Origin of the sequence: Arthrobacter sp. Soil736 (genome assembly GCF_001428005.1) — a bacterium.
In the GTDB taxonomy this organism is placed as follows: domain Bacteria; phylum Actinomycetota; class Actinomycetes; order Actinomycetales; family Micrococcaceae; genus Arthrobacter.
In genome coordinates this window covers 83506-109929 of record NZ_LMSB01000056.1, presented here as the reverse complement: position 1 = coordinate 109929, position 26424 = coordinate 83506, and the positions used below count along the sequence as shown (strand labels likewise).

Sequence of the window (26424 nt, the reverse complement as noted above, 5' to 3'; positions counted from 1 at the left end):
GCCGGATCAGTCCAGCACTTCCATCTGGAACCCGCAGCCGCATCGCAGCAGCCGAGTGGGTAGATGGACATCGTGGATGGTGTGGCGCCGGGCCAGCTCATGGCCGTAGATGCTGCTGGTTCCGAAGCTGACCGAGAGCATCGGGGTGGCGCAGTGGAAGTATTCACCGCCGAACTGCAGGACGCCTATCACCTGGCCGTGGCGGTTCAGGACGGCGGCGACGTCGTGGACGTTCGCCGGGTGGGCGTAGAAGAAATCGCATTCAACGCACGTGTAGGACACATCCACCAGGCCTTCTTGCGGCGGATGCATGGCCTCAATGGATTCGACGATCAGATGTTCGTCCGTCCGGCATTCGGGGCACCATAGCCGATCACCGGACGGGCTGTGCGCCCCGCCGGGAAGGTGGGCGTTGGAGATGTCCGACATCGACGGGCTCCTGTTATTTGGGCATCTTCGCCCTGACTTTTTGAGGTCAATCCCACGCTTAAAATAACCCCCGCCCGCCGGGCAAACAAGAGCCGCCGGCCCCGCGCCGGAGCCCGGAAAACCGGGGCCGGAGCCGCCCGCGCGGGCGCCAGCCATCCCCGAAAAACCGCTTGCGGACAGTTCAGGCCGGTGCTATAAAAAATCTATACCAGCGGACATAGATCAGCTGGTATGGAACGGGAGGGTTCGGACCTTCATGTTGGCTGCCACATGGGGCGGTTAGCCCGGGAGCACGCCACCGCGCTTCATAGCGCATCGGCAGCAATGTCCGGAATCCTCCCGCCAGGACGGCCCGCCGGCCTCGAAGGTCGGGGGCCGTCCCTGTTCTCCCTGCAAATGGCAGGGCGCTTGCGGCTGCCCGCCCCTTGCTACTGACACTCTGTCCACATTTGGATACGCTTGACAGATAGGTTTCCGGGTTGTATCGAGGTCACAGATATGCGGCTTTGCTGCACCTGTTCTGCGGGCAAGTCCAGGCAGGAGCGAGCAAATGAATGGAACCAGCCGCCGGGCCAAGGCCGGATTCGTTTCTGTAATTTCCCTGGTGGCAGCCTTAATAGCGGGTTGCACGCCAAACGACGGCCAGCAGCCAGCCCCCAGCGTGACGGAACCCCACGTCATTACCGTCTGGACCACGGAAACGCTTCCGGATCGCATGGCCAAATCCCGGGCGATCGTCGAACGATTCACCGCCGCCACGGGCGTGACCGTGGACCTCGTGGGCGTACCCGCGCACCGGTTCAACCAGATCGTGAGCTCATCGGAGGCTTCCGGCGACCTCCCTGACGTGATCGGTTCCATTTCGCTGGGCCAGGTCCGAACCCTGGCCGCCAACGGCCTGGTGAATACGGAACTCAACACCAGCGTCATCAACGCCCTGGGCCAGCACACGTGGTCCCCGCGTGCGCTGGAACTGACCCGGGAAGGTGGCCTGCAGCTGTCCGTTCCGGACTCCTCCTGGCAGCATCTCCTGTACTACCGGAAGGACCTGTTTGCCCAGGCCGGGCTGGCGGCGCCCAAGACGTACGCAGACATCATGGCGGCCGCAAAGAAGCTTGACACCCCCCAAATGGCAGGCATCGTCGCAGCCAACAAATCCGGCCAGGCATTCACCCAGCAGTCGTTCGAGCACATCGCGCAGGGTAACGGCTGCGAAATGGTGAACGCCAAGGACGGCATCACGTTCGAGAGCCCCCAATGCGTGGCTGCGCTCGCGTTCTACCGTGACATGCTGAAGAACTACTCCGTGCCCGGGCTCCAGGACATAGACACAGTCCGGACCTCGTACTTCTCCGGCAAGGCGGCCATGGCTATCTGGTCCACGATGCTATTGGACGAAATGGCGGGCCTGCGCACCGACACCAAGCCCAGCTGCCCGGAATGCACATCGGATCCCGGCTTCCTGGCCAGGAACACAGGAGTGGTGGCCGGCCTCCTTGGTCCTGACGGCAAGCAGCCGGCGCAGTTCGGCGAAATCACGTCCTGGACCATCACCAAAGACTCGGACGCGGAGCCTGCCCGCCGGTTCGTGGAATACGTCATGAGCGACGGTTACGCTGACTGGCTGGCCATCGCCCCCGAGGAGCGACTTCCCGTGCGCGCCGGCAGCCCCGGCAAGCCTGCTGAATACAGCGATGCGTGGAAGACCATGCCAGCCGGGGTGGGCAAGCAGGAACCGCTGGGCAAGTTCTTCTCGCAGGATGTGCTCTCCGTCTTGTTGCGTGGCCCCGAGGACGTCAAGCACTGGGGCATCATCCAGGGCCGGGGCGATCTTGCCGGAGCGGCGCTCACGGAACTGCCCATCGCCAAGGCAGTCGGGGACGTCACGGCCGGCACTGCTGACCCCAAGGCGGCAGCGCACAAGGCCGCAGCATCCCTCCGCTCGATTCTGGGCTCGGTGAAGTGATCGGCTCCGTGAAGTGATGGGCTCAGTGAATTGATGGGCCCATTGAAAGCTTAGGTATTCAGTTCCATCATCAGCGGCGGCAGCTCGTCCGCCAGCTCCCGTGCCAGGAAGCCGAGGCTGCCCAGCCTGTGTGAGAATGAGGCGTCCCGCCCAGGGCTCCAGCTCGTCCAGCAGCTTGGGCAGGCAGCCCAGCGCAAAGGCGTCGAGGATCACCGTGGCCTGGCCGCCCTTGCCACTCCCGGAGCCACCCGTGGAGTCATTCCCGGAGCCGCGGCCATCGCCAGACCCGCAGCAGCGCCTCGGTTTCGTCGATGTCGTCCAGGCCCGGCCCGATCAGCAAGGCATCGGCCGCAGCAGCGCGGCCCCCGGAGTGCGCCGGGCGCCACCGATCACCAGCACCGCGCCGCGCGGATAACTTGTCCGCACCGGCGGAGGGGAGGGGCCAGCCGCGGAGCAGCGACGGCGTGATCTGTTCGGGGGAGGCGGACTCAGCGCGGGTGGACGCTGGCATCCCCGGCATGCTCGGTCACCTGGACGCCCTGCTCGGTAAGGTGCTCGGCCACGTTGAAGCTCTCCAGCGTCCACGGACCCACGCCCTCCGGCCGCACATACCTGGTGATGGAGGCGTTGAGGACCGTGGTGCTCGCCGCGAGGTCCAGGAGTTCGTGCTCGGACATGCCTTCCAGGACGTAGCGGAACAGCAGCACCACGGCGTCGTGGCAGACCAGCATCACGCGGTGGCCGCTACCCAGCGCGTTAAGTTCGCCGAGCACGGACCGCAGCCGCAGCGCGACGTCCGCCCAGGATTCCCCGCCCGGCGGACGGTAGTAGAACTTACCCAGCCACCGCCGTCGTTCTGCTTCTTCCGGCAGCCGGTTCTCCACGCCGAGGCGGGTAAGCATGTCCAGGATGCCCAGTTCGCGGTCGCGGAGCCGCTCGTCGGTGCGGACGGCCACCGGCCAGCCCGCGGTCCCGACGGCGATCTCGGCAGTCTGGTAGGCGCGCATGTAGGGGGAGGAGATCACGACGTCGGGACGCAGGTCTTCGGGGACGTCCGCCAGTGCGCGGCCCAGCGCCTGGACCTGTCCCCGCCCTGTGGAGGAAAGCTCGACGTCGGCGTCGCGGGCGGGGACGTCGATCACGTCCGCTCCGGAATCCTGGGCGGCCGTGGCGGCCACATTGCCCTGGCTCTCGCCGTGCCGGACCAGGACGAGTTCCACCGCCCCCGCAGTCCAGCCGGCAGGCACCGTTCCGTCGTTGACTGTGTTGCCGTTCACCGCTCCGTCATTGCCCACGATTTCCACTCCCCGTTGCCCTAGGCGTGCGAATCCTCCACGTTACTAGCGCCGTACCCGCCCGGCCAGCAAAATAAGCCGTCCGGCTGAACGCGGCTGCCGCAGACGGGGCGGAACTCCGAATATTTGAAGTCCTTCAGCACGGTAGTGGCGGCCCGTAACAGGTCTAGGGTGGGAAGCGCCGGCAATCGCCGCAAAGACCCTCAGGAGCGCGCATGAACTCCAAACAATCCAGCTCCGAACAGTTCGGGAAGCACCTGAAAAGCGTCGGCGGCTCAGAGACCGACGTCAGCGGCTCCGCCTACGTAATGACAGCGGAAGACACCGTAGAGAGCGTGGTGCGGGGCATGCGGATGAAACAGCAGGAACACGGCTGCGCCCCCAGCAAGCCGTCCATCCTCCACGCCTCTGCCGAGGTCGCGATCAGCCGGCGCGATGAGCATGATCCGTCCCATCACCCCGGGACGTCGCAGCCAGGGGAGTATCAGCTGGATATCCATTTCGGCGGGGACCACAGCACCCGGGAGTCCGTCCCGGAGGCAGACCTGGAGGCCGCCCAGATCTGGGCGCAGGGGCGGATTGAAGACGCGGGTGCGGACTTCGGCGCCATCTACTTTCCGACAGCGGGAGGTGTTGCGCCTGGCTCGGGCGCCCTGGAATGCCGTTACGACCGTGCGGTGGGCTGGTACCGGTAGTGGCAGCACCGGCCTTTCACCCCGTGCGAAGCGCGGTTTAGGGCCGAAAGATTCGAGTGGGACTATGGACGGCCGCTCACCCATCCCTGCGTATACCTTCTAGCCAGAAGCTCTTAATCTGTTGCTAAGGGGCGGACCCGTTGGGGTGCCGCCGCCGGCGCAGAGAGGAGAATGCGATGGAAACGCGTGCGGAATCAACGGCACTTTGGGCGAGGACCGGGGCGATTGCGCTTCCCCTCGGCGTCATTCTGCTGGTGGTGGCTACTGCTGTGCATCCGTCCAGGGAAGACGTCATGAATCATGAGGCGGTCTTTCGGGAGTATGCCCTGAGCGACGGCTGGATTGCCATCCACTTCACACAGTGGGTCGCTGGCCTGGTGTTTTTCGGCGGGCTCGTGGCTCTGTACGTCGCCATGACAGCCAAGCGGGAAGGACCGACTGCGCTGGCCCGCTTCGGCGTGACCGCGATGGTGTTGACCGCGGCGGCCATCACCATGCTTCAGGCAGTGGACGGCGTTGCACTCAAATGGGCGGTGGATGCGTGGGTGGATGCGCCCGCCGATAAGGAGCCCTCAACGTTTGCGGCTGCCATGGCGTTGAGGTGGACTGAGTACGCGCTGCAGAGCTATTCCAACATCCTGCTCGGACTCACGCTTATTTTCTTTGGCCTGGCCATCGCATACGGCAACGCGTATTCCCGCTGGCCGGGCTGGCTGGCCGCTGGCTCGGGGGTCGCCTGGATCGTCCACGGCCTGATGGTTTCCTACGTTGGATTGTTCGACTCGGCGCCCCGGGGAGTGGCGCTTGTGCTCATGGCCGCCTGGGCGTTCGTCATGGCTGTTCTGATGTGGCGCAGCGGCGGCCGCGGACATGCCGCCCGCGCGGCGGCACCTGCGGGCCCACTCACCGCTTAGTTTGGGTGACCGCAACGCTGCCGTCGCCGAAGCCAAGCTGGGCGGTCAATCGGACCATCGAGGTCTCGTCTTTCAACAACCTATGACTGGCCGCCCAGTGGGTTGATGTGTCGTTCGCTGCGCGTGCGGCCGTAATTGGTAATCCCGCGGGGTTTGTAAACCGAGAGCACGGCAGCCACTATCAGGACGACGACCGCGGCCCCGGCGTCTGCGATGAGCTGGACACGCATTCCGGCCATGTCGGTGGGGGACAGGTCGGAGGCAGACGCTATCCCAGCCATGTGGGTGACGGGTTGCAGGTGCAGGAGCAGCAGGGCCGTGGCTAGGCCGGTGATGATGAACTTGATCAGGACCCAGTAATGGCGGAACAGGCCCCAGACGGTGGCAAGGGCCTGGACGGTGCCGGAGGTCAGCGATGCCAGACTCAGCGGAAAGATGATAGACCAGCCGATGAGGTCCATGGCCAAATATGCCCCACGAACCATCACCGGTTCTGCACTCGTCAACCCGGCGATGGCCAGGACAAGGAAGGCCGCGACAGCCCCCAGCCAGCCAATCGAACTCACCACATGGATGGTGAGGGCAAATTTCCGCAGGCCCGGGGGCATCAGTTTCATGGTGTGTGGCTTCCCATTCCGCCGCCGGTCAGATGAAGGATCGCGAACGCCACGACCAGTATCACGGCTGCAGTAATGAAGGTTTTGACCCAGCGGGGTGTGCGCGGTTCCGGCGTGCGCATGGGTGACCGCCCCGGACGATCGTTGTCAGCTGGTTGTTCAGGGCGTTCCGTCATCGTCAGTGCTTTTCTCCGTAGTTGGCTCAGGTTTTGTAAGACAGTATGTATTGCTCCGGGCAAACTGTCTACTGATCGTCATGTTGTATGATTCGTTCATGCCGAAGCTCTGGAACGAGACGATCGAGACGCATCGCGGCGCAGTGCGCGCGGCCATCCTGGACGCCACGGCTGCTTTGGTGGGGGAGCAGGGGATCGCGTCGGTGACGATGTCGCAGATCGCCCAGTCGGCAGGTATCGGGCGGGCCACCCTGTACAAGTACTTCCCCGATGTGGACGCCATCCTAGCCGCCTGGCACGAACGCCAAGTCCAGGACCACTTGGAACAACTGACCCAGGTCCGGCACGGCACCGAAGGCCCCGGACGGCAGCTCGAAGCGGTCCTGGAGACCTACGCCATGATTTCCCACTCCCGCCACGACGGGGCAGAAGCGGCACGGCTGCACCAGGGCCAACACGTCAGCCATGCCCAGCAGCACCTCATCGAATTCCTCACCGATCTGCTGCGCGAGGGAGCAGAGGCCGGAGTCTTCCGCAGGGACGTGGCCCCGGACGAGCTCGCCGGCTACTGCCTCCATGCCTTGGATGCAGCAGCCGGGCTGGAGTCCCGGGACGCCGTCCAACGCCTCGTGAAGGTCACCATGGCCGGGCTGCGGCCACCGGCTCCTGCCGGCTGAACAGGCCCGGGTCCCGCTAGCTGTACTGCTCAGGGACGTTGGTTGGGTGAATGTGATGACTCGCTGGGGCCGAGCCCGGACCCGCCCACCGCCCGGTTTCTCCGGTTAAGAAAAACCCAAAGAACCACCGCTGCTGCGACGAGGAGGCCGCCCGTCAGGATCATGGACGGGTCACGCATGTCAGGAGGCGTCGTAGGGCCGGAAGGTAGCGCCGCCGTCGGTGGAGACGAGGACTCCTGCCGGGGTGGCTGCCCAGATCCAGGGGTTGCCGTCGGCGCCCTTGACGGCCGCTATCGCCAGGACCTGGCTGTCGATCCTGCCTTTCTTCGTCCAGGTCGTGCCGGCGTCGGCCGAGTATTGGACCGTCCCGTCGGGTTCGACCCCTACTGCCTCCGCGGGGTTGGCGAAGGCGGCGAACTGGATGATGGGTCCGGACTTCACCGGCACCCAGGTGGTGCCGCCGTCGGTGGAGCGCTGGATTCCGTCGGGGGTGGTGGCCAGGACGGTGTCGCTGTCGGGGTGTCCGGCCAGGACTGCGGGGGCGAAGTCGGCGGCCACTGTTTTCCAGGTCTTGCCGTCCGGGCTGGTGCGCAGTGTTCCGTCGAACGCGACGATGCCGGACTTGGTGGTGGTGAGGGCGTGGAAGTCTGATTCGCCCTGCCGGGAGAGCTGCTCCCAGGTCTTGCCACCATCGGCGGATTTGATCAGCCCGAGCGGGTTGGGAAGGTTCGAGCCATTGCCGGGGTGACCGGAGGCGTAGAAGACGCCGCTGTCCTTGCCGGCGGTGAAGCCCATCAGGTCGTTGGTGCCCCCGATCTTGCTGGCGGGCTGTTTTGTCACGTCGAACAGGCCGTCGTGAGTGGCCAGGAGTACCTGACTGGTGCCGCCGTTGACGCTCAGCCCGTGGACGTGGGCGCTGGGCAAGCCGCTGCCAGCCTGGCCGCTTGATGATGTGTCGGTTGATTGTTCGGCCGCCGGCGTGCAGGCCGCCAGGGCCAGAAGGAGGGCGGCCGCACTGGCCATCACGGCTGCAGACCGGGGCATGGATTTGGGTGAAATGGGCATGGAAAGCTCCAGGAGATCGAGGGAAAGGAAAGCAAGGCGGGATCAGACGCCGGACCCCGCCGCAGGGGCGGCGGGGCCGGCGCCGGGTCGTGTTCCGGTTAGAGGGTGGCCAGCAGTTTCTGCGTTTCCTGGATTTCGGCTTCCTGCGCACTCACGATGTCTTTGCTGAGTTTGATCGCGTCGGTGCTCCTGCCGGCTGTGTTCTCGGTTTTGGCCATCATTATTGCGCCTTCGTGGTGGGCGATCATCTGCTTCAGGAAGAGCCGCGCTGCTTCCTTGCCCTGGGCGGTGTCGAGTTTCTTCATGTCTTCATCGCCCATCATGCCGTTCATGCTGTGGCTGGTGTGGCCGGAGGGCAACTGTGTGGGTTCGTTCCAACTCTTCAGCCAGCCGGTCATCATTTCGATTTCCGGGGCCTGGGCGGCTTTGATCTTGGTGGCCAGGGCCGCCACCTCGGCAGGAACGTCCTGCTTATTCAGCATCATGTCGCTCATCAGAACGGCCTGGGCGTGGTGCGGGATCATCATCTGGGCGAACGTGACGTCCGCGGCGTTGTGTTCAGAGGCCGACGCCGGGGCACTGCTGGCGGGCGCACTGGAGGAGGCGCTGCCATGGTCCATGCCGGGCGTGGACGTGCCGGAGGACCCGGTGCCGGACCCGGACGCGCAGCCGGCCAAGGCCAGGGCCGCGGCGAAGGCGGTGGCGGAAAGGGTGAGAAATTTCTTGTTCATGGAAAATCAGGTCCTTCAAATCATCAGTAGGCGCATGGCGCCGCCGGGGGAGGGTGCATCAGCGGATGCGGTCGGACGGCCCGGAAAGGGCCCTCAGTAAGGGACGAAAAGGGCCATCAGTAAGGGACATGCGCCGGAAGCGGTCGTTCCCGGCGCAAGGCGGCCTTTTTACGTCCTGCTGATGGACAGCTCACCCGGCGAAGGACTGCCGGGAAGATAGGAGTAGGACCCGGGGGCAGCGCTCGGTGCTCCGGCGTTGGAGATACCGCCGAACACCGCCGTGCCCGGAAGCGGGACGCACAGCGAGCCGGTCTTGCCCAGCGGGGTGCAGGACACCATCATCGTGGGCATGCCCGCGCAGCTATCGGAGCACGAACACTCCTCCACCAAGACGCTGGGCGCATTGTGCCCGCTCGAGGAAAGGTGGGCCGGGGAAGCGTTGGCTACGCCGTGCTCCGCATGACCATCGGTCGCTGCGGATTCTGTGTGGACCGTCGCGGTGCCGGCGGCGGCTGCTGAGGCCGGTGCGTGCACTGCGTGGCTGCCGGTCAGGATGTGCATGCCGAATACTCCGGCGATGATGGCCAGCACGGCGGCGACCAGGCCCGCGCGGCCAAGGAACGCCGCCGCGGTGCGGTGGGCTGCTGCGGTCAAGACGTTCCTCCTTTCGGTGCGGTCTGGTGTGACTTCTAGGCTACCGGGCCGGCGGGCATTGCCGTGTCCCCCGGCCAGTCGGCCCTCCTGGGTCAACGAACCTCGGACGGGTTCAGTTTCACCCGGCGCAGCAGCTGGGCGTTCAGGGCGACCACGATCGTGGAGGCGGACATCAGGACAGCGCCGGCAGCGGGGGAGAGCACGACCCCGGCGAAGGCCAGCACGCCGGCGGCCAGCGGGACCGAAATGATGTTGTAGCCGGTGGCCCACACCAGGTTCTGCCACATCTTTCGGTAACTGGCCCGGGACAGGTCCACCATCGACAGGACAGCCCGGGGATCGTTTCCGGCCAGGACCACACCGGCAGATTCCATGGCCACGTCGGTCCCGGCGCCGATCGCGATGCCGACCTCGGCCCTGGCCAGTGCCGGCGAGTCGTTCACGCCATCCCCGACCATGGCCACCTTCAGGCCGCGGGCCTGAAGCTCGGCGACTTTCTTGTCCTTATCGGCGGGCAGGACCTCGGCGAAGACCTCATCGATCTTCAGCTCCGATCCCACGGCTGCGGCGACCTGGCGGGCGTCGCCGGTGATCATGGCGACTTTGATGCCCCGCTTCTGCAGGGCGGCGACGGCCTGCCGCGACTCCCCACGCACTGCGTCTTCCAGACTCACGGCGCCCAGGACCCGGGTCCCGTCCACGATATGCAGAACGGCCGCGCCGCGGTCCATCCACGCCCGGGTGGCGGCTTCCACGGTTTCGGGTTCGGTGATTCTGAGTTCCTTCAGGAGGGCGGGGCCGCCGACCTGAACGGTGCGTCCGTCCACGGTGGCGCGGACGCCCCGGCCCGTCATGGAGGTGAAGCCTGTGGCCTGCGGAATGTCCAGGCCGCGCTCGCCGGCCGCCCGGACAATGGCCCGTGCCACGGGGTGCTCGCTGTCGGCCTCGACGGCGGCGGCCAGGGCCAGCAGATCCTCCCGGCTTGCGCCGTCGGCAGCGGTGACGTCTTTGAGTTCGGGTTCGCCCTTGGTCAGGGTTCCGGTCTTGTCGAACAGCACGACGTCGACGGTGCGCATGCGCTCCAGGGCCATCCGGTTCTTGATCAGCACGCCAGCGCGGGCGGCCTGCTCCGTGGAGATCGCGATGACCAGCGGGATGGCCAGGCCCAGGGCGTGCGGGCAGGCGATCACCAGCACCGTGACGGTCCGGGTGACCGCTTCGGGGACGCTGCCCAGCAGCGTCCACGCGATGAAAGTGATGACACCGGCACCTGTGGCGAAGTAGAACAGGAACGCAGCAGCCCTGTCGGCCAAGGCCTGCGCCCGGGAGGAGGACGCCTGTGCTTCAGCGACCAGGCGTCGGATGCCCGCCAGGGCGGTGTCGTCCCCGACGGCGGTGACCCGCACCCGGACGGTGTTGTCTGTGGCGACGGTTCCTGCGACCACCGGGTCGCCGGCGGACCGGAGCACGGTCCTGGACTCACCGGTGATCATGGATTCGTCGAATTCCGCCTGCCCGTCGATGACTCTGCCGTCGGCCGGCATCCGGGCCCCGGAACGGACCAGGACCATGTCCCCGGCGCGGAGCTCCGTCACGCTGATGGTCTCTGTCCCCTCGGCGGTGATTCGCTCGGCTTCGTCCGGCAGTAGCGCGGCGAGGGCATCCAGGGCGCCCCGGGCGGAGCCGAGGGCGCGCATTTCGATCCAGTGGCCCAGCAGCATGATGGCGACCAGCAGGGCCAGTTCCCACCAGAAATCCAGGTCGAAGCCGCCGATGCCCAGGCTGGTGACCCAGGAGGCGACGAAGGCGACGCTGATGGCCATGCCGATCAGCAGCATCATGCCCGGCTGCCGGGACTTGAGTTCGTTCAGGCCGCCCTTGAGGAACGGCATGCCTCCATAGAAGAAGATGACGGTTCCCAGGGCCGGCGGGATCCAGGCTGATCCGGGGAAGTCGGGCGGCATGTAGCCGAGCAGATGCGCGAACATCGGGCTGAAGTACACCACCGGCACCGACAGTGCGAGGGTCAGCCAGAACCGGTCCTTGAACATGGCCGTGCTGTGCCCGGCGTGCTGGCCGTGGGTGTGGACGACGTGGTCGTCGTCGTGGCCGTGTCCTTCATGGTGGCCGTGATGGGCGGGGGCGGTGGCGATAGCCGCAGCGGACGCCGGGGGAGTGCCGTGGGTGGCGTCGATGCCCCCTGAATGGTTGTGGTGCTGAGTGTGGTCTTCCATGATTCGTCCTTGCAGGGATCGGGCCGGTCTGTGTGACCTATAGGGTCGGGAGGCCGGCGGACCGGACTAGCGGGGGCCAGGCTGTACCCGGCAGAAACAACAGCGTCACGGACCGCCGCGTCGGCGGCGGATCCGGAAACAACCAGGCGCGAGAGCCCGCCGGGGTTCAGTTCGACGGACGCGGCCCACACGCCGTCAAGTGCTGTGACGGCCTTCTGAACGCTCTCCACGCAGTGGCCGCAGGTGAGCCCCTCGACGGAGTATTCAGCGTCGCCGGCCATGGTCACGGATTCTCCGGAGGCCTCGGTTGAGCAGCAGTTGCAGCCCGAAGCGGACGTAACCAACGGGAGCTCTTTACGGGATTCTGTTTCCCACATGTCAGTTCCATTCCTTGAGAAGAAGTTATGGGTGCTGGGGTTGAACGGCTGTGACGGCGATGCGATGCACCGGCCTGGACATACCACTTCACTGACAACACCTGAAATATACCCCCGGGGGGTATTCACGTCAAGAGTCATGTTTGATCGGTCCCTTGGAATACCTCGACTATCGGGCGCATCACTTGCTGAAGCGCCGCTCCCAAGGTGCTCAGGGCTCGGGCCACCCCTTCCCTGGGTGGTGTGGGGGACCATTTCAGGGGACGGCGGTCCCGGCTTCTACCAATTACGTCCGGTCATAATGGGTACCTGGTTCACCGGGGCTGGGGGCTGATTCTCACCAGAACTGCCGGAACCGGTGGCGGAATTCCGACCCGCCGCCGGTTCCGGCGTTATTTAGGCCGACTGCCACTAGATATCCGCAAGTGTCAGCGCCGGCGGCGAACTTCCGTCGATGTCCAGTACGCCGAACTCCTTCGCAACCGCGGCGGCGACAAGCACCTGGCCGGTCCGCGCCATCAGGTTCGGATCATGGAACAGCGCATTGACCACGCGGCCGATGAACTCAGGGCTTTCGCTGGTCGAGAGATCGAACGCGCCGCTTTTCGCCGCTGCCAGGACCGCCTCGGTACGAACCAGGCCGGGGTAGAGCGAGATTACCGGAATAGCGAACGGTTTCAGCTCGACGGCCATGTCGGACGTCATCTTGTCCGTGGCCGCTTTTGCGATGCCGTAGATCGTGTTGCCCAGGTGACGCTGCGCCGACCAGAAGCTGATGTTGATGATCAGGCCGCGGTGCCGCGGCGTCATCATGCGCGCCGCATGCGCCGAACACACAAACGCCGCGCGCACGCCGGCGTCCATCATGCCGGTCCAGCGATGCGGCGGTTGATCCCAAAACGGCAGAGCCCACGTGAACACGCCGCCTTCGACCATCTTCTCGTAGCCGCCCCAGGCGCAATTGACGAGGAGATCGAGGCCGCCGCACTCGGAGCGTATCGCTTCAAAGACTCGCGCCGTCTCTTCGTCTTTGAGATGGTCACAGCGCAGGCGCCGTATTTCCCGCGGCAGGTCCGCCTGGTCGATCGAGCGGCCGGTGCCGTAAACGCGAAACCCCGCTGCCAGAAGGCCCAGTGCGATGCCCCGGCCGACGCCCCGGCTCGCACCGGTCACGAGCGCAACGTTTCCGGTCGGCGCTTCTTTGCGTTCGCGATCGTTGGTCATGCTAAGCAGCCCCCGCTTACCTTCCGTTCCGCGACTCATGATACGCCGGAGCCGGCGCCTTGGGCCGGGCGGCGTGAACCCGGTTCCGGTGACCATGCGAACCTATGACGGCGTTGGCGGTCCGAACCAGGTGGTGAGCGCGTCAGCGAGGCCCAGCTGGGCCCGGTCTCCCACCCAGGCCACATATCCGTCGGGCCGGATCAGCACGGCGGCGGGAGCAGCGACCTCCCCGATCGCCGGAAGCTCCCACGGACCGACGTATCCGGCGTCGATCGACTGAACCCGATCCGCCCAGGGAGTGACGTCGAAGCCGCCGGGTTCACCGAGGTTGAGTAGGACGGGCCGTGCGTCATGCAGCAGGGTGAATACCCGCAGCGGGCCGTCGGCGGTGACCAGGTCGAGATCGGGCATGCGGCGTCCGAGCAGCGGGTGTCCCTCGCCCAGGTCGTAGTGGATGTCCAGGCCGGACATCATCGCGGCGAATCGTTTACGCGGCTCGTCCATGCTCAGCAGCTCGGACACGGAGTCGCGCAATGCCTCGATGCGATCGTCGGCGCGCATGAGCGCGACTTGCGCCATCGTGTTGCGCAGCACGCGGGCAGCAACCGGGTGGCGCTCGGCGTGGTAGCTATCCAGGAGGCTTTCCGGCGCTGTCCGGTGGACCACCTGGGCCAGCTTCCAGCCCAGATTCGCCGCATCCTGCACACCGGTGTTGAGGCCCTGCCCACCGACCGGGGAATGCACGTGCGCCGCGTCGCCGGCCAGCAGGACCCGTCCCTTCCGGTAGGTCGCGGCCTGCCGGGTCGCATCGGTGAACCTGGAGATCCAGGTGGGACTGTGGATCCCATAGTCGGTCCCGTATACGGCGATGAGGCCCTCGCTGAGATCGCGCAGGGTGGGTTCGCTGGTTCCGATCTGTGGTTCGGTCAACATGACCCCCACCGTCCCACCTTTCTTGTAGGTCACCTCGCCGCCCTTGATCTCGTACTCGACCTTGCCGAGGGCGTGCATGCCCGAGGGAGTGCGGCGGATGCCCAATTCCGGCTCCTCGGTCATCTCGACCTGGGCGATCAGGCTGCTGGTCGTCGGATCCCACCCGGGGAACTCGGTGCCGGCTGCCTTCCGGACCAGACTGCGTCCTCCGTCGCACCCGACGAGATATTCGGCCCGTAGCGACTGGCCGTCGGACAGCTCGACGTCGACGCCGGCGTCGTCCTGCGCGAGACCGGTCACCTCACGTCCGCGATAGAACGTCACCGCCAGCTCGCCGACCCAGCCGGCCAGGATTCGCTCGATGTGGTTCTGCCACAGCCCGAGCCCGTAGGGGTGCCGGGTGGGAAAGTCGCTGATGTCCAAATGGACGCTGGCGAACCCCGCGACCTGAGCCACCTGTCCCTCCGAGAGGAACCGATCCGCGATTCCACGCTGATCGAGGACCTCGATGGTGCGTGCGTGCAGACCGCCTGCTCGCGATCCGGGGAGGTCCTGGCTGGTGCGCCGCTCGACAATCGCAACGTCCACGCCCGCCAACGCCAATTCGCCCGCCAGCATCAGCCCTGTCGGACCTCCACCGGCGATCACCACGGCATGCTCGGTCGCCACACTCCGGTCGGCATCACGCATTTGCTACTCCCGTTCCCTAGGTTCTGGCCTTCGGCGAGTATGCGGCACCACCCGGGGCTTGCGGCAAGCCCCGTTGCGGAGGATAAATTGGAAATGGAAGGGAGTGGGTTAAACTCCCTTCCATTGTTGTCCCCTTGGAGCGTCAGGATCCGCTCTTGATGATCACGTCGTCGATGAAGCTGTCGCCCATCTGACGGGTATGTTCGGCACCCAGCTGGACCCGCGAGAGCGAGGTGGCCGGGGAGTTGACGGTGTTGCTGGAGTAGACCGCGGTGCCGTCAAACCACACCTGGATGGTGGTTGCGGCGCCATTGGGTACGACGCGCATTTCCACATGGTGCCAGGAGCTCAGCGGGATGGCGGCCGAAATCAGCTTGGTGTAGACGAATGACCCGCTGGGTGAGGTCACGCGCAGCCAGAGCTGGCCGTTGTTGTTGTACCGGTAGATGTCCGCGACCCGGGTGCTGCCCGAGAAGAAGCGGAAATACGGGACGTTGTTGCCGTCCACTCCGGCCTGGGTGATGTTGAACCAGCCGTCGGCGGAAGCGGCCGGGCTGCCGGCAGGCAGCGGAGCGGAGAGGTAAGCCAGGGACCCGGAGTCGGTGGTTGCATGCAGGTACGCGGCACAGCCTCCCGAATGCGACAGGAGAGTGGACACTGTTGCGGTGCCCGTTCCGGCGGTGGTCGGGATCAACGGAGCAAGGGTATTGGATTCGAAATTCGTAGCCGCGGCGGTGGTACCCGGTTGCGAGTTCGTGGGCGCGGCGGTACCGGGTTGGCAGGTTTCGCTCGGCGGCGGCGGGGTCTCGGTTGGCGCGTGGACCACGAGGTCGTCGATGAACGTGTCCGCCACTTGGCGGCGGCTTTCGGACCCGAGCTGGACTGCGCTCAGCGCGGTGGCGCCTGTGCTGACCTGGTTGCTGGAGTAGACCTTGGTCCCGTCAATCCACACCTCCACCGTTGAGGCGGCGCCGTTGAGGGCCATGTGCAGCACCACCTGGTGCCAGGTGTTCAGCGGAATGCTCGTGGAGAGCAGCCGCGTGGAGACGGTCGAGCCGGAGGGCAGCGTTGTCCGCAGATAGGGCCTTCCCGTGCCGTTGTCCCGGTAAATGTCGGCGATCCGGCTGCTGCCGGAGAACAGGCGGAGATAGGCCACATTGCTTCCGGCGGCGCCCGCCTTGGTGACGTTGAACCAGCCGTCGGCGTACACGTCGGCGGTGCCTGCGGGCAGCGGCGCCGAGATGTTGGCTATGGAGCCAGCATCCGCCGTCGAGTGCAGGTGGGCCGCGCAGCTCCCGGAGTGGGCCAGGGGAGAGTCCACCGTGGCAGTTCCGGGGCCGCCGGTGGTAACGGTGAATCCGGCGAGGGTGCCGGATTCGAAGTTGTTGGCCACCACGGCGGTGCCGGGGTAGGGGCCGGACGGCGGCGGGGTTCCGGGCTGGCAGGTCGCGGCTTGAGCCGGCGCCGCCCCGAACGCCCCGATGAGTGGCAGGACGAGGGCTCCCACAGCCCCCAGCCTGATTAGCCGGTTCATCAATGTGCTCCAATGTGAGTATCCAAAAGCAATGAGGCTGAAAATGGGGCCGCCTACCGTCAGCCTGCCGGACCCCGGGCGACCCCCGTAGGTGCACGCTAGTCGCGCCGCAGCGACGCAGTAACCGTGGTGGATACTCGTTTTTCGGGCGCAAGGCACCCCGGACACTACTTGCGGCCGGACCGATTACTTGGTTCACGGAGCCGGCGGACCCCACAACTAGGTCGCAGCACGCGTCGTTTTCGGGGCTCAGAACCGTGTCAGCTGCTACCTAGTTGGGCGGGGTGGCGTCGCAGGCGGTGGGCCGGTTCCGCCACGAGAGCCTACTGGCCGGTGAGCTCCGCAAGCAGCTTCTGGACCCGCGCCGTGATGTCATCCCGGACCAGGCGCATGCGTTCCATGCCTTCGATGCCGCGCTCGGAGGGCTCATCCGTTTCCCATGCTTCGAAACGCGTCCCGTCCCGCGGCTCGAGTTTCGCTTCGGTGCCAAGGACAACCACGACGTCGACGGCGTCCAGCACCGCGTCGGTGACCGGTTTGGGGTGCTCGCCGGTGATGTCGATGCCAAGCTCTGCAAGGGATTCCACCGACTGCGGATTCAGCGACTTGCCTGGTTTGGTGCCTGCGGAGTGGACGGTGACGGTTCCGCCGGCCAGCTGATTCATCAGGGCGGCGGCGAGCTGGGATTTTCCGCCGTTCTTGCTGCAGACGAACAGGACGCTGGGTGTCTTGGTGGTTTCGGTCATGCCTGTGATTATTCCTTGTCTGCGGCGGGCTTGTTGAACAGTGAGCCGGGCGCTGCCGGTAGACATTGCATGGCGGCGGAACGCGCCTCGCGCGTGCGGGACGTTCCGCCGCCGTGTGATGCACGGACTAGACGGTGGTGAATCCGCCGTCGATCAGGACGTTGGTTCCGGTGATCATCGCGGCAACGTCACTGGCAAGGTAGGCAATGAGGGCCGCGACTTCTTCGGGCTGGGCGAACCTGCCGACCGGGATCGCACGCTTGGCCTTCTCGCCCTTCTCCCCGGCCCAGGCTTTTTTGCCCAGGGGAGTCTCAACGACGGTGGGTGATACCGCGTTGACCGTGACCCCCTTGGGCGCCCATTCGAGCGAGAGGACGTGCGTCAGCCCGACGATCGCGGCTTTGGACGCGCAGTAGGCTGCGTGCTGGTCGAGTCCGATGACTGCCGCCTGGGAGGCCAGGTTGATGATGCGCCCGTAGCCGGCGTCGATCATGACGCGGCCGGCGGCCTGGGCCATGTAGAAGCTGGCGCTGAGGTTGACGTCCATCGTGGCCTGCCAGCGGGCGGCCGGTACATCCACTGCCGGGTCGAGCAGCGCGATGCCCGCGGAGTTCACCAGGATGTGGGGTGTACCGGTGACGCGGACGGCCTCGGCAACGACCTCGGCGGCTGCCTCGGGAGCGGTGAGGTCGCGGGCGATGCCGTGGTGGCCTGTGCCGGGAAGCTCCGCCATGAGGGCGCCGACGTTGTCCGAGAGGTCGACGCCGACTACGCGGGCTCCGCGTGAGGCGAAATGATGTGCGACGGTGTATCCGATGCCGCTCGCGGCGCCTGTCACGATTGCGACGCGGCCTTCAAAATTCTGTTCCATTGCTCTTATCCTTCGTATGCGCAGATGTCCTGGACCTTTTCGGCCGAGGGGCTGCTGGTATCAAATTCGTAGGTCAGCCATTCCTTGGCCAGTCGCCGTGCCAGTTCGAGGCCAACTACGCGCTGGCCGAAGCACAGCACCTGGGCGTTGTTGCTGAGGACGCTCCGTTCGACTGAGTAGGAGTCGTGGGCGGTGACGGCACGGATGCCGTGGACTTTGTTGGCGGCGATGGCGACTCCGAGGCCGGTGCCGCACACAAGGAGTGCCCTGTCGGCGTTGCCGTCTGAGACCAGGCGGGCGGCGTAGACGGCGATGTGCGGGTAGGACGTGTGGTCGTCGGCACCGACGCCCACGTCTATGACCGAGGCTACGAGCCCGTTCGCTTCCAGGTCACGCTTGAGGGCTTCTTTGTAGTCGTATCCTGCTTCGTCGCTTCCGACGACGATGCGCCATTTGGCGTTGGTCATGGCTGGGTCCTTTCTGTTGCGGGGGATAGCGCTTCGAGAGCGCGGACAATCATGCTGAAGGAGGTCGCGCCGGCATCCGGCGTGCCGACACTCTTTTCGGCCAGTGGGCGTGCCCGTCCGAGCTTTGGCGTGAGGGCGGCGGTCGCCTCAGCAGCAGCCGTGGCCGCCGTCGCCGCTGCCGACCAGGCCTCGGCGGGGTCCGTGCCGCTCATGAGTGAGAGGTCAAAGCTGTCCACGAACGGAAGCAGCGCGTCGACGAGTGTCTTGTCGCCCGGCGTCGCACGCCCAAGGTCCGTGATCGCGGTGGAGAACGCATGCAGAGCTGCCGCCAGTTCGCCGCGGCCGAACGTGGCCGCCTGGTCATCGAGCGCTGCTCCGGCGCTTTCCAGTCCGGCGCCCCAGAGTACGCCGGAGGTGCCGCCTGCCGCAGCTGCCCAGGCCTGTCCGGCTTTCCGCAGGGTCCACGAGGGTCCTGCGGTGGCGGCCTGCGCGCTCTGCGCCGCAGCGAGGGCAGCGTCGGCGCCTTTGACCATTCCGCGGCCGTGGTCACCGTCTCCGGCGACCGCGTCGATGCGGCCCAATTCGAGTTCGTTGTCATGCATGGTTCGCGCCAGGACGCCGAGGCCGTCAAGGACGAGTTGGGCGACGGGCAGCGCGGCAGCGTTCGGCGTGGGTGCATCGTCATGGGCTTCGCCAGCGGTGACATCGCCAACGGCAGGTCGGAGGCCCGTGAGTGGCGCGGTTTGCTTGCGGTAGGCAGGAGTGTAGGTGTCCGCCTTCCACATGTGCTCGAGTTCCTTGTCGAGCCACATGAGGGTCAGGGACAGTCCGCCCATGTCGAGGCTGGTGACGAGCTCCCCGACCTCGGGCTCCACGATTTCCAGGCCGGCATCCCGCAGGAGCGGGGCCACGGTCTTCCAGACAAGGAAGAGTTCCTCGTACTTGGTGGTGCCGAGTCCGTTCAGGATGACAGCTACGCGGGAGGACCTGCGGGCGGGCGCACTGGCCAGCAGGTCGGTGACGAGGAGCCGTGCCAGCTGGTCGGCAGTCATGAGGGGTTGGTCACGGATGCCTGGCTCGCCGTGGATGCCGAGGCCCACGCCCATGTGCTGCTCCGGAACCGTGAAGAGGGGTTCGGTGGCGCCGGGCATGGTGCAGCCGGAGAACGCGACGCCGAAGGTGCGGGTGGCGGCGTTGGCGGCGCGGCCGATCCGCTCGACTTCGTCCTTGTCCAAGCCCGAAGCGGCGGCCGCGCCGAGGGCCTTGAAGACGGTGAAGTCGCCGGCGATGCCGCGGCGTTCGGATTCATTCGGTGAGGAGGCGATGTCGTCTGTGACCACGACGATCCTGGTGTCGATGCCTTCTTTGCGCAGCCGTTCGGCGGCGATGCCGAAGTTCATGTTGTCGCCGGCGTAGTTTCCGAAGGTGAGGATAACCCCTTTCCCTTGGTCTGAGGCTTTGGCAACTGAGTAGACCTGGGCTGCGCTTGGTGAGGTGAACACATTGCCGACGACGGCTCCGGTTGCGAAGCCGGGACCGACGATGCCGCAGAACGCGGGGTAGTGCCCCGAGCCTCCGCCGACGACGACCGCGACCTGCGGCGTCTCAGAGCGGTGGGCGACGGCCCCGCCAGGGACACCTCGCAGGCGGTCGGAATAGAGGTCGAGGAAGCCGGCGAACTGATCTTCGGCAAAATCGGCGGGGTCGTTGTAAAGGACAGTCATGGTGGTGCGCTCCGGTCGGAAGGTTTGTTGAGGGGTGATGGCCGGGGCCCGTGGTGGTCGGGCCCCGGCCGGTTGGGTGAGCGGTTACTTCGTCTGGCCGGGGAGGCCTTCGTAGGCGATGTTGCCGCTCTTGAGGTTCTCGTCGATGAGCTTGGGGAGGCCTTCGAGGAAGGCCTCCCGGCCGGTCACGACGTTCTTGAAGGCATCCCCGACGTTGTCGGCGGTGATGGCGGGCATCGTGTAGAGGGGCTTCTTGTCGACGTCCTCGCCGCGGGCAATCTTTGCGGCGACGGCGAGGCCCGCGGCAAGCTCCACGGTGCCGTGCTGCAGCGAGGTGCCGATCATGTCCCCGGCCTGTACGGCCTTGAGGCCGTCCTCGATGCCGTCGATGCCGACGACGGGGACGTTTTTGACTCCTGCCTCGCGCAGCGCCTGGATCGCGCCGAGCGCCATGTCGTCATTCTGGGAGATCACGCCGTCAATTTCGCCCTGGAAAGCGGAAACCCAGTTGCTCATCTTGTTGACGGCTTCGTCGCGCTTCCAGTTGGCGGTGTCCTTGGCCAGGACTTTGATGTTCGGGTTCTTGGCCAGGACGTTCTGGATGCCCTTGCCCCGGTTGATCTGCGGGGAGGAGCCAATGGGGCCCTCAAGGACGACGACGTTGCCCTTGCCGCCGAGCTTTTCCACCATCATCGTCGCTTCCTGTTCTCCGGCTGCCACGTCATCGGGCTGCACGCTGGCGCCCAGATCCGCACCGGAGAGTGCGGTGTTGACGTCAATAACGGGAATGCCCGCCGCCTTCGCGGCAGCAATCTGCGGCTGCAGGGAGTCGGCCTGGACCGGAACGATGATGATCGCGTCGACCCGGGCATTAACGTATTGGTCCATCTGGTTGGCCTGGGCCGACACGTCTCCACCGGCCGAGTTCCACTGCAGGTTGATGTCGTTGGCCTTGGCGTAGGCCTCCATGCCTTCCTTGCCCTGGGTGATGAACGACGACATGTCGTACACGGTCACTCCGACTGTGATTGTCTTGTCACCGCCTGCGGCGCTGGGGTCTCCGGCGCCGCAGCCTGCGAGGCTAAGCGTCGCGACGGCCGTCATTGCGGTGCCAGCGAGCAGCTTCTTCGCCATTGAGGATGCTTTCTTCATGATGTTCCTTCTCATAGGTTTGGGCTAGGGGGATGGTTTCGGGGGCTCTCAGCGGCGGCCGCGGCGGGCGGCCCAGACGTCGACGCCGACGGCGGCGACGATGATCACGCCTTTGATGACGTTTTGCCAGTAGGCGGGCACGAGCAGGAGGTCCAGGCCGTTGTTGATGGTCTGGATCAACAGCAGCCCGATTGCCGTGCCCCATACGGTTCCTCGGCCCCCCATGAGGCTCGCTCCGCCGATGACGACCGCAGCAATCGCGTCCAGCTCGTAGCCCTGGCCGAGGTTGGGGGCGCCGGTGATGACGCGGGAGGCGAGCATGAGTCCGGACAGGCCGGCGAGGACGCCGCTGATGGCGTAGACGCTGAAGAGGATGTTGCGGGAGCGGACGCCCGCAATTTCGGCGGCAAGTCGGTTGCCGCCGATCGCGTAAACGCGCAGGCCGTAGTTCGTGCGTTTCATCACGAAGGCAAGAACGAGGATCGCAATGATCATGAGGATGACGGGGAGGGTCAGGCCAAGGATCTGGGTGTTGGCGAAGGATCCGAAGCTGGCGGGCAGCCCGTTGATGGGGGCGCCGTTGCCGATGACGTAGGCGATGCCGGACGCCAGGGTCAGCATCCCGAGGGTGGTGATGAACGGCGGCACTTCGAATTTACTGACGATGAGCCCGTTGATGGAACCTGCGAGCAGGCCGGTGACCACGGCCGCCACCAGCGGCAGCATGGGGCTGTCGCCTGCGTTCGTAGCGGTCCAGGCTGCGGCCATCGCGCTGGCGGCCATCACGCTGCCGACGGAGAGATCGATGCCGCCGGTCAGGATCACGAGCGTCTGCCCGAGGGCGATGAGCGCGAAAGGCGCGGCCGCAATGAGAATGTTGGTGAGGTTGTCGGGTGTCGCGAACCGTGCGCTGCGGTAGGCGAAGAACGCAACGATGAGCAGCATCACCACGACCATGATGTGGCGGATGAGGAAGCCGCTGGCGAGTTCTTTCCAGTCTCGGCGTTGCAGGGCGGGGAGGACGTCGATGGTTGTATTCATGGCATGGTGTCTTTCACGGGTGCGGCGTTCTGGCCGGAGGCGAGTCGGAAGATGGTGTCCTGGACGGTCGGGGAGTCGAGCTGGGCGCGGTCGAGTTCGCCGACAACGCCGAGGTCGCGCATCACGAACGCACGGTGGGAGAGGCTGAGGATCTCGGGCATGTCGCTTGAGGCCATGACGACGGCCATCCCGGCGGACGAGAGTTCGGTGATGATGCGGTAGATCTCACTGCGTGCGCCCACGTCCACGCCCCTGGTGGGCTCGTCGAGCAGCAGCGCGTCGACCGGGCCGGTGAGCCACCGGCCAAAGACGACTTTCTGCTGGTTGCCGCCGGAGAGGTTGTCGAGGTGCTGGTCGAGGCCGTTGCTCTTCAGGCGCATCGACTTCATGATCGTGCCGACGGCGTCGCGTCGCTGCCGGCCGTTGAGGACACCGAACTTCGAGAATGCTGCGATGCGCGGAAGTGTCGCGTTGTCCAGCACACTCATGGACAGCACCGCGCCGGCTCCCTTTCGGTCCTCCGGCACGATCGCCAGGTTCCGGGCGATGGAGCTCAGCGGGGCTCCTGGCTTCAGCGTGGTGCCGGATACCCTCACCGTCCCCGAGACGGGCTTGCGGATGCCGTAAATGCATTCGATGAGCTCAGTGCGTCCTGCACCGACGAGGCCGGCCAGGCCGAGGATTTCACCGCTTTTTACCGTGAAGCTGACCGGTTCCGCGCCGGGGGCGATGACGAGGCTGTCGACTTCGAGTACTGATTGGGTACCGGCGTCCGGCCTCTCGGGGAAGAGTTGGTCGAGTTCGCGGCCGATCATGGCGGTGACGATGCCGTCGTCCGTGATCGCGGCCAGCGGTGTGTCGCTGACCAGTTTGCCGTCACGGAGCACGACCACACGGTCGGCCATTGCCCGGATCTCTTCCATCTTGTGCGTGGTGAAGAGGATGGCTACGCCCTGGTCCCGCAGCGAGCGCACGATGCCGGCCAGCCGCGCGACTTCGCGCTCTGCGATGGCACTGGTGGGTTCGTCCAGCAGCAGTACGCGTGCCCCGCGGTGGGTTGCTTTGATGATTTCGATGATCTGGCGCACGCCCACGGGCAACGTCTTCATCCGGGATTTCGGGTCCGTTTCCAGCCCGAATTCCTCAAGATAGCCCTTCGCGGCCTGGATCATGGCGCGACGGTCGAGAATGCCGATTCCGTTCTTCAGCTCGCGGCCGATGAAGAGGTTCTCGTAGACCATCATCTCGGGGATGGAGGCGAGTTCCTGGGGAACGATGGCGACGCCCAGGGAATAGGCGGCCTGGGCGTTGCCGCTTGGGAGATGCTGGCCGCGGACCTGCACCTGGCCGTCGTCGGGGCGGTACTGACCCGAAGCGATCTTCATGAGCGTGGACTTCCCGGCACCGTTCTCACCGGCGAGGGCAGTGACCGTGCCAGGTTCCAGGGCGAAGGTGATCCCTTTGAGAACAGGGATCCCTCCGAAGGACATAGTGATGCCCGAACATTCGAGCATGGGGACGACGGGACCTCTGTCGTCGGATTGGACGGTCGACACCTGTATCGAGCTCCTTTGCTTGCCGTCTCATCGCCACGGGGGGAGTGGCCGCAATCACTCTACGACGACTTCTGCACAAAAGTTAATACCATGTGCTCATATGAGCACTATGCACTTAAATGATATTATTTCGCTCATAAGAGCAGACCTAACGTTTGTCGGGGATCTGTGCTCAAATGATTGGTGGAGGTATTTCATGGCACAGGCGCCAGGGCCGGGCAGGCAGGTGCAGATCGCGCATATAGCGACCCAGCACTACCTGCAGAACAAGACCCGGATCGAGATCGCCAACGAAACCGGTCTGAGCCGGTTCAAGGTGGGCAGGCTGCTCGACGAAGCGGTGAGCTCGGGGATCGTTCGCATCGACATCCAGAGTCCTTCAGGTGTGCGGCTCGATCTCTCCGTGCAGCTAAAGGAGCGTTTCGGCCTTCAGCACTCCGTGGTGGTCGACGTGCCTTCCGAAGCGGACGACGTCCTGCAGGCAAAGCTGGGATCCACGGCTGGGGACCTGCTGAGCGAAATCCTGACCGACAACGATGTTCTTGGTCTCACTTCCGGCCGCACCCTCAGCGCCATGGCGCGTTCACTGAGCAGCCTGCCGAAGTGCGGCGTTGTGCAGCTCGCAGGAGTCGCAGGTCCCATCCAGGAGACCGGCCTCGAGATCATGCGCCGCATCAGCACCATCGCCGGTGTCCGGCCTTGGACGATCTACTCGCCCCTGGTGATGAGTGACGCCCAGACCGCGGTGGGCGTGCGCCGTCAGCCGGACACCAACCAGACCTTTGAGCAGTTTTCCCGGGTGACCGTCGCTGTGGGGGCAGTCGGCTCGTGGAAACCGGAAAACTCCCAAATGATCAAGAACCGCGCGCTCGACCCCTCGGACCGCGAGAAGCTGCTGGCCCGGGGTGTCGTCGCGGAATTCGGCGCAACACTGATCACCGACACGGGCGAGGTCATTCACGACATCGATGACCGGTGCATCGCAATCTCCGAGAAGCAGTGGCGCGCCATCCCCACCGTGATCGCGGTGGCCGGTGGACCCACGAAGACCCGGGCCATACGGGCGCTTTTGGCCTCCGGCCTGCTTCATGGCCTCGTGACCGACAGCGCCACAGCCGAAAGGCTTCTCGGAGGCTGAACATGGCGGGACCACTGCTTGTCGCCGGCGTCGACTCCTCGACGCAAAGTTGCAAATACATCACCGTCGATGCTGCGACGGGAGCGATCTCGGCGTCCATGGCACTGCCACACCCCGACGGCACGGCCGTCGACCCGCGGCACTGGTGGGACGCCTTCACCGGCGTCGGAGCCGCTTCCCTGCACGGCGTCAAAGCCGTATCCGTCACGGCTCAGCAGCACTCGACGATTCTGCTCGGCAAAGACAACGAGACTCTGTGCGACGCCATCCTGTGGAACGACCACCGCGCCACCCAGAGCGCGCTCGACCTCCGGCACGAATACGGACAGGACCGCTGGGCCAGGGATATCGGTGTGGTTCCGACGGCGGCCCATCCCGTATCAAAGCTGCGCTGGCTGGCGCGCACGGCACCGGAGACCGCCGCCCGGGTCCGGAAGGTCATGGTTCCTCATGACTGGCTGACCTGGCACCTGCTGGGGGCAAACGGCGAACCGACGACGGACCGCTCCGACGCCTCGGGAACCGGATACTGGGCTTCCACGGGCGCCGGCTACCGCCAAGACATCGTGGAATTCGCCTTCGGACGGACACTGGATGTGCCACGGGTCCTGGGGCCCGGAGAACGCGCCGGCGTCACCCGGTCCGGGGTCGTGGTCGGTGCAGGCTGCGGGGACAACGCCGCGGCCGTGTTCGGGCTCGGTGCGGAGCCCGGTGAAGCGGTTGTGTCCATCGGCACGAGCATGACCGTGTCCATGGTCGACACCATGCACGTCGTCGACCCGACCGGGCACGTCGCCGATATGGCCGATGCGGCAGGGGCCCAGTTGCCCATTGTGGCAACCCTGAATGGCGCCCGAACCCTAAACTCCACCGCAAAGATGCTCCGTCTGAGCCTCGACGAGTTGAATGATCTGGCCGTGGCCGGTCCGCCTGACGCCGGCGGGCTGTGCTTCCTTCCCTACCTTGACGGAGAACGGACGCCCCTGCTTCCCGAGTCCCGGGGCGCACTCGTCGGGCTCACGCGCTCTTCAATGACACCGGAGAACCTTGCCCGCGCCGCAGTGTTGGGCCTGGCCTGCGCGATCGCTGACGCTATCGACGATCTGGTGCGATCCGGCCTCAACGTTCAGCGGGTCACCCTTATCGGCGGCGGCTCCAGGTCCATGGCGCTGCGACAGGCCGTCGCAGACCTGACCGGACGCCAGATCGGCTGGCCTGAACCCCGCGAATATGCCGCACTCGGGGCCGCCCGCCAGGCAGCCTGGGCGCTCACCGGCGAACCGCCCGATTGGCCCCTCCCCAATAGGCATCATCTCGACCCGTCGCAGGCCCTGGACTGGACGGGAGACGTGCGAGAACGGCACCGGAACACCGGCACCGTTCTCTACGGCTCTGAGCTTCGATAGCGTTCGACTGCACGCCAGTATTGAGTGGAAGGGTGCCTCTCCTGTCACCCAACTAGGTCGCATTTGTTGTCGTTTTCAGGGCTCATAACGGCCACAACTGCGAGTCAGTTGG

At 65.7% G+C, this 26424-nt stretch carries 24 protein-coding genes and 1 pseudogene; 6 read left to right on the top strand and 19 right to left on the bottom strand.

Annotated features, from left to right (window positions below; all coding sequences use genetic code 11):
• Positions 1-6 precede the first annotated feature (6 nt).
• Positions 7-429: a hypothetical protein gene (locus ASG92_RS23800; protein WP_056634357.1), complete on the bottom strand. Its 423-nt coding sequence runs from the start codon at positions 427-429 to the stop codon at positions 7-9.
• A gap of 550 nt (positions 430-979) precedes the next feature.
• On the opposite strand from ASG92_RS23800, the gene ASG92_RS23795 reads away from it, so the two are divergent.
• Positions 980-2395, top strand: a complete 1416-nt coding sequence (locus ASG92_RS23795) for an extracellular solute-binding protein (RefSeq protein WP_082579700.1) — start codon at positions 980-982, stop codon at positions 2393-2395.
• Positions 2396-2651: 256 nt separating this feature from the next.
• Here the strand turns inward: ASG92_RS23795 and ASG92_RS23790 are convergent, their stop codons facing one another.
• Together ASG92_RS23790 and ASG92_RS23785 are read right to left on the bottom strand one after the other, a co-directional pair.
• Positions 2652-2906, bottom strand: a complete 255-nt coding sequence (locus ASG92_RS23790) for a hypothetical protein (protein ID WP_200952072.1) — start codon at positions 2904-2906, stop codon at positions 2652-2654.
• Positions 2884-3642: a histidine phosphatase family protein gene (locus tag ASG92_RS23785; RefSeq protein ID WP_157372463.1), complete on the bottom strand. Its 759-nt coding sequence runs from the start codon at positions 3640-3642 to the stop codon at positions 2884-2886. The genes ASG92_RS23790 and ASG92_RS23785 overlap by 23 nt, the downstream gene beginning before the upstream one ends.
• A gap of 263 nt (positions 3643-3905) precedes the next feature.
• On the opposite strand from ASG92_RS23785, the gene ASG92_RS23780 reads away from it, so the two are divergent.
• Positions 3906-4385 (top strand): hypothetical protein, encoded by a 480-nt coding sequence (locus tag ASG92_RS23780; RefSeq protein ID WP_056634351.1) that lies wholly within the window; start codon positions 3906-3908, stop codon positions 4383-4385.
• A gap of 176 nt (positions 4386-4561) precedes the next feature.
• Complete coding sequence (locus tag ASG92_RS23775) at positions 4562-5299, top strand: hypothetical protein (RefSeq protein WP_056634347.1); 738 nt, start codon at positions 4562-4564, stop codon at positions 5297-5299.
• A gap of 80 nt (positions 5300-5379) precedes the next feature.
• Here the strand turns inward: ASG92_RS23775 and ASG92_RS23770 are convergent, their stop codons facing one another.
• On the bottom strand, positions 5380-5916 hold the full coding sequence (locus ASG92_RS23770) for a DUF2269 domain-containing protein (protein WP_200952071.1): 537 nt from the start codon (positions 5914-5916) through the stop codon (positions 5380-5382).
• 274 nt (positions 5917-6190) lie between these two features.
• On the opposite strand from ASG92_RS23770, the gene ASG92_RS23765 reads away from it, so the two are divergent.
• Complete coding sequence (locus tag ASG92_RS23765) at positions 6191-6769, top strand: TetR/AcrR family transcriptional regulator (RefSeq protein ID WP_056634785.1); 579 nt, start codon at positions 6191-6193, stop codon at positions 6767-6769.
• Positions 6770-6949: 180 nt separating this feature from the next.
• Here the strand turns inward: ASG92_RS23765 and ASG92_RS23760 are convergent, their stop codons facing one another.
• The 15 genes and pseudogenes from ASG92_RS23760 to ASG92_RS23695 all read right to left on the bottom strand — a co-directional run bounded on the left by ASG92_RS23760 (position 6950) and on the right by ASG92_RS23695 (position 23768).
• Positions 6950-7834, bottom strand: a complete 885-nt coding sequence (locus ASG92_RS23760) for a F510_1955 family glycosylhydrolase (RefSeq protein ID WP_056634341.1) — start codon at positions 7832-7834, stop codon at positions 6950-6952.
• 98 nt (positions 7835-7932) lie between these two features.
• Complete coding sequence (locus ASG92_RS23755; protein ID WP_056634338.1) at positions 7933-8565, bottom strand: DUF305 domain-containing protein; 633 nt, start codon at positions 8563-8565, stop codon at positions 7933-7935.
• Between the two features lie 168 nt (positions 8566-8733).
• On the bottom strand, positions 8734-9219 hold the full coding sequence (locus ASG92_RS23750; RefSeq protein WP_056634334.1) for a hypothetical protein: 486 nt from the start codon (positions 9217-9219) through the stop codon (positions 8734-8736).
• Positions 9220-9311: 92 nt separating this feature from the next.
• The gene (locus ASG92_RS23745) at positions 9312-11453 is read right to left on the bottom strand and encodes a copper-translocating P-type ATPase (protein ID WP_056634331.1); all 2142 of its coding nucleotides are present in this window, start codon (positions 11451-11453) and stop codon (positions 9312-9314) included.
• A 95-nt stretch (positions 11454-11548) separates the two neighbouring features.
• A pseudogene (locus ASG92_RS30135) lies at positions 11549-11734 on the bottom strand (cation transporter); the annotation flags it as partial.
• A gap of 507 nt (positions 11735-12241) precedes the next feature.
• Positions 12242-13054, bottom strand: coding sequence for an SDR family NAD(P)-dependent oxidoreductase (locus tag ASG92_RS23740; RefSeq protein WP_056634328.1), 813 nt, complete (start codon positions 13052-13054; stop codon positions 12242-12244).
• A gap of 102 nt (positions 13055-13156) precedes the next feature.
• Positions 13157-14677 (bottom strand): FAD-dependent monooxygenase, encoded by a 1521-nt coding sequence (locus tag ASG92_RS23735; protein ID WP_056634327.1) that lies wholly within the window; start codon positions 14675-14677, stop codon positions 13157-13159.
• A gap of 142 nt (positions 14678-14819) precedes the next feature.
• Positions 14820-16211 carry a hypothetical protein gene (locus tag ASG92_RS29385; RefSeq protein ID WP_056634324.1) on the bottom strand — a complete coding sequence of 464 codons (1392 nt, stop codon included), beginning with the start codon at positions 16209-16211 and terminating at the stop codon, positions 14820-14822.
• Between the two features lie 323 nt (positions 16212-16534).
• On the bottom strand, positions 16535-16957 hold the full coding sequence (locus tag ASG92_RS23725) for a low molecular weight phosphatase family protein (protein ID WP_056634321.1): 423 nt from the start codon (positions 16955-16957) through the stop codon (positions 16535-16537).
• A gap of 127 nt (positions 16958-17084) precedes the next feature.
• On the bottom strand, positions 17085-17828 hold the full coding sequence (locus ASG92_RS23720; protein WP_056634318.1) for a GolD/DthD family dehydrogenase: 744 nt from the start codon (positions 17826-17828) through the stop codon (positions 17085-17087).
• Between the two features lie 5 nt (positions 17829-17833).
• The gene (locus ASG92_RS23715) at positions 17834-18295 is read right to left on the bottom strand and encodes a ribose-5-phosphate isomerase (RefSeq protein WP_056634316.1); all 462 of its coding nucleotides are present in this window, start codon (positions 18293-18295) and stop codon (positions 17834-17836) included.
• Positions 18292-20019, bottom strand: a complete 1728-nt coding sequence (locus ASG92_RS23710; protein WP_056634313.1) for a dihydroxyacetone kinase family protein — start codon at positions 20017-20019, stop codon at positions 18292-18294. Before ASG92_RS23710 ends, ASG92_RS23715 begins: the two co-directional genes overlap by 4 nt.
• Before the next feature lie 84 nt (positions 20020-20103).
• Complete coding sequence (locus ASG92_RS23705; protein ID WP_082579699.1) at positions 20104-21171, bottom strand: substrate-binding domain-containing protein; 1068 nt, start codon at positions 21169-21171, stop codon at positions 20104-20106.
• Positions 21172-21219: 48 nt separating this feature from the next.
• The gene (locus tag ASG92_RS23700) at positions 21220-22212 is read right to left on the bottom strand and encodes an ABC transporter permease (RefSeq protein ID WP_056634310.1); all 993 of its coding nucleotides are present in this window, start codon (positions 22210-22212) and stop codon (positions 21220-21222) included.
• Positions 22209-23768 carry a sugar ABC transporter ATP-binding protein gene (locus ASG92_RS23695; protein WP_240987275.1) on the bottom strand — a complete coding sequence of 520 codons (1560 nt, stop codon included), beginning with the start codon at positions 23766-23768 and terminating at the stop codon, positions 22209-22211. Before ASG92_RS23695 ends, ASG92_RS23700 begins: the two co-directional genes overlap by 4 nt.
• Before the next feature lie 196 nt (positions 23769-23964).
• Here ASG92_RS23695 and ASG92_RS23690 point away from each other — a divergent pair, with 196 nt between their 5' ends.
• Positions 23965-24906, top strand: a complete 942-nt coding sequence (locus tag ASG92_RS23690; RefSeq protein WP_056634307.1) for a sugar-binding domain-containing protein — start codon at positions 23965-23967, stop codon at positions 24904-24906.
• Between the two features lie 2 nt (positions 24907-24908).
• Positions 24909-26312: an FGGY family carbohydrate kinase gene (locus tag ASG92_RS23685; RefSeq protein ID WP_056634304.1), complete on the top strand. Its 1404-nt coding sequence runs from the start codon at positions 24909-24911 to the stop codon at positions 26310-26312.
• The last annotated feature ends 112 nt before the right edge of the window (positions 26313-26424 follow it).

Coding starts and splice junctions, on each gene's coding strand:
- ASG92_RS23755 (WP_056634338.1), bottom strand. CDS start 8,565: ATGAACAAGAAATTTCTCACCCTTTCCGCCACCGCCTTCGCCGCGGCC.
- ASG92_RS23790 (WP_200952072.1), bottom strand. CDS start 2,906: ATGCCAGCGTCCACCCGCGCTGAGTCCGCCTCCCCCGAACAGATCACG.
- ASG92_RS29385 (WP_056634324.1), bottom strand. CDS start 16,211: ATGAACCGGCTAATCAGGCTGGGGGCTGTGGGAGCCCTCGTCCTGCCA.
- ASG92_RS23740 (WP_056634328.1), bottom strand. CDS start 13,054: ATGACCAACGATCGCGAACGCAAAGAAGCGCCGACCGGAAACGTTGCG.
- ASG92_RS23705 (WP_082579699.1), bottom strand. CDS start 21,171: ATGAAGAAAGCATCCTCAATGGCGAAGAAGCTGCTCGCTGGCACCGCA.
- ASG92_RS23800 (WP_056634357.1), bottom strand. CDS start 429: ATGTCGGACATCTCCAACGCCCACCTTCCCGGCGGGGCGCACAGCCCG.
- ASG92_RS23775 (WP_056634347.1), top strand. CDS start 4,562: ATGGAAACGCGTGCGGAATCAACGGCACTTTGGGCGAGGACCGGGGCG.
- ASG92_RS23765 (WP_056634785.1), top strand. CDS start 6,191: ATGCCGAAGCTCTGGAACGAGACGATCGAGACGCATCGCGGCGCAGTG.
- ASG92_RS23795 (WP_082579700.1), top strand. CDS start 980: ATGAATGGAACCAGCCGCCGGGCCAAGGCCGGATTCGTTTCTGTAATT.
- ASG92_RS23760 (WP_056634341.1), bottom strand. CDS start 7,834: ATGCCCATTTCACCCAAATCCATGCCCCGGTCTGCAGCCGTGATGGCC.
- ASG92_RS23700 (WP_056634310.1), bottom strand. CDS start 22,212: ATGAATACAACCATCGACGTCCTCCCCGCCCTGCAACGCCGAGACTGG.
- ASG92_RS23690 (WP_056634307.1), top strand. CDS start 23,965: ATGGCACAGGCGCCAGGGCCGGGCAGGCAGGTGCAGATCGCGCATATA.
- ASG92_RS23745 (WP_056634331.1), bottom strand. CDS start 11,453: ATGGAAGACCACACTCAGCACCACAACCATTCAGGGGGCATCGACGCC.
- ASG92_RS23685 (WP_056634304.1), top strand. CDS start 24,909: ATGGCGGGACCACTGCTTGTCGCCGGCGTCGACTCCTCGACGCAAAGT.
- ASG92_RS23720 (WP_056634318.1), bottom strand. CDS start 17,828: ATGGAACAGAATTTTGAAGGCCGCGTCGCAATCGTGACAGGCGCCGCG.
- ASG92_RS23710 (WP_056634313.1), bottom strand. CDS start 20,019: ATGACTGTCCTTTACAACGACCCCGCCGATTTTGCCGAAGATCAGTTC.
- ASG92_RS23725 (WP_056634321.1), bottom strand. CDS start 16,957: ATGACCGAAACCACCAAGACACCCAGCGTCCTGTTCGTCTGCAGCAAG.
- ASG92_RS23770 (WP_200952071.1), bottom strand. CDS start 5,916: ATGAAACTGATGCCCCCGGGCCTGCGGAAATTTGCCCTCACCATCCAT.
- ASG92_RS23715 (WP_056634316.1), bottom strand. CDS start 18,295: ATGACCAACGCCAAATGGCGCATCGTCGTCGGAAGCGACGAAGCAGGA.
- ASG92_RS23780 (WP_056634351.1), top strand. CDS start 3,906: ATGAACTCCAAACAATCCAGCTCCGAACAGTTCGGGAAGCACCTGAAA.
- ASG92_RS23735 (WP_056634327.1), bottom strand. CDS start 14,677: ATGCGTGATGCCGACCGGAGTGTGGCGACCGAGCATGCCGTGGTGATC.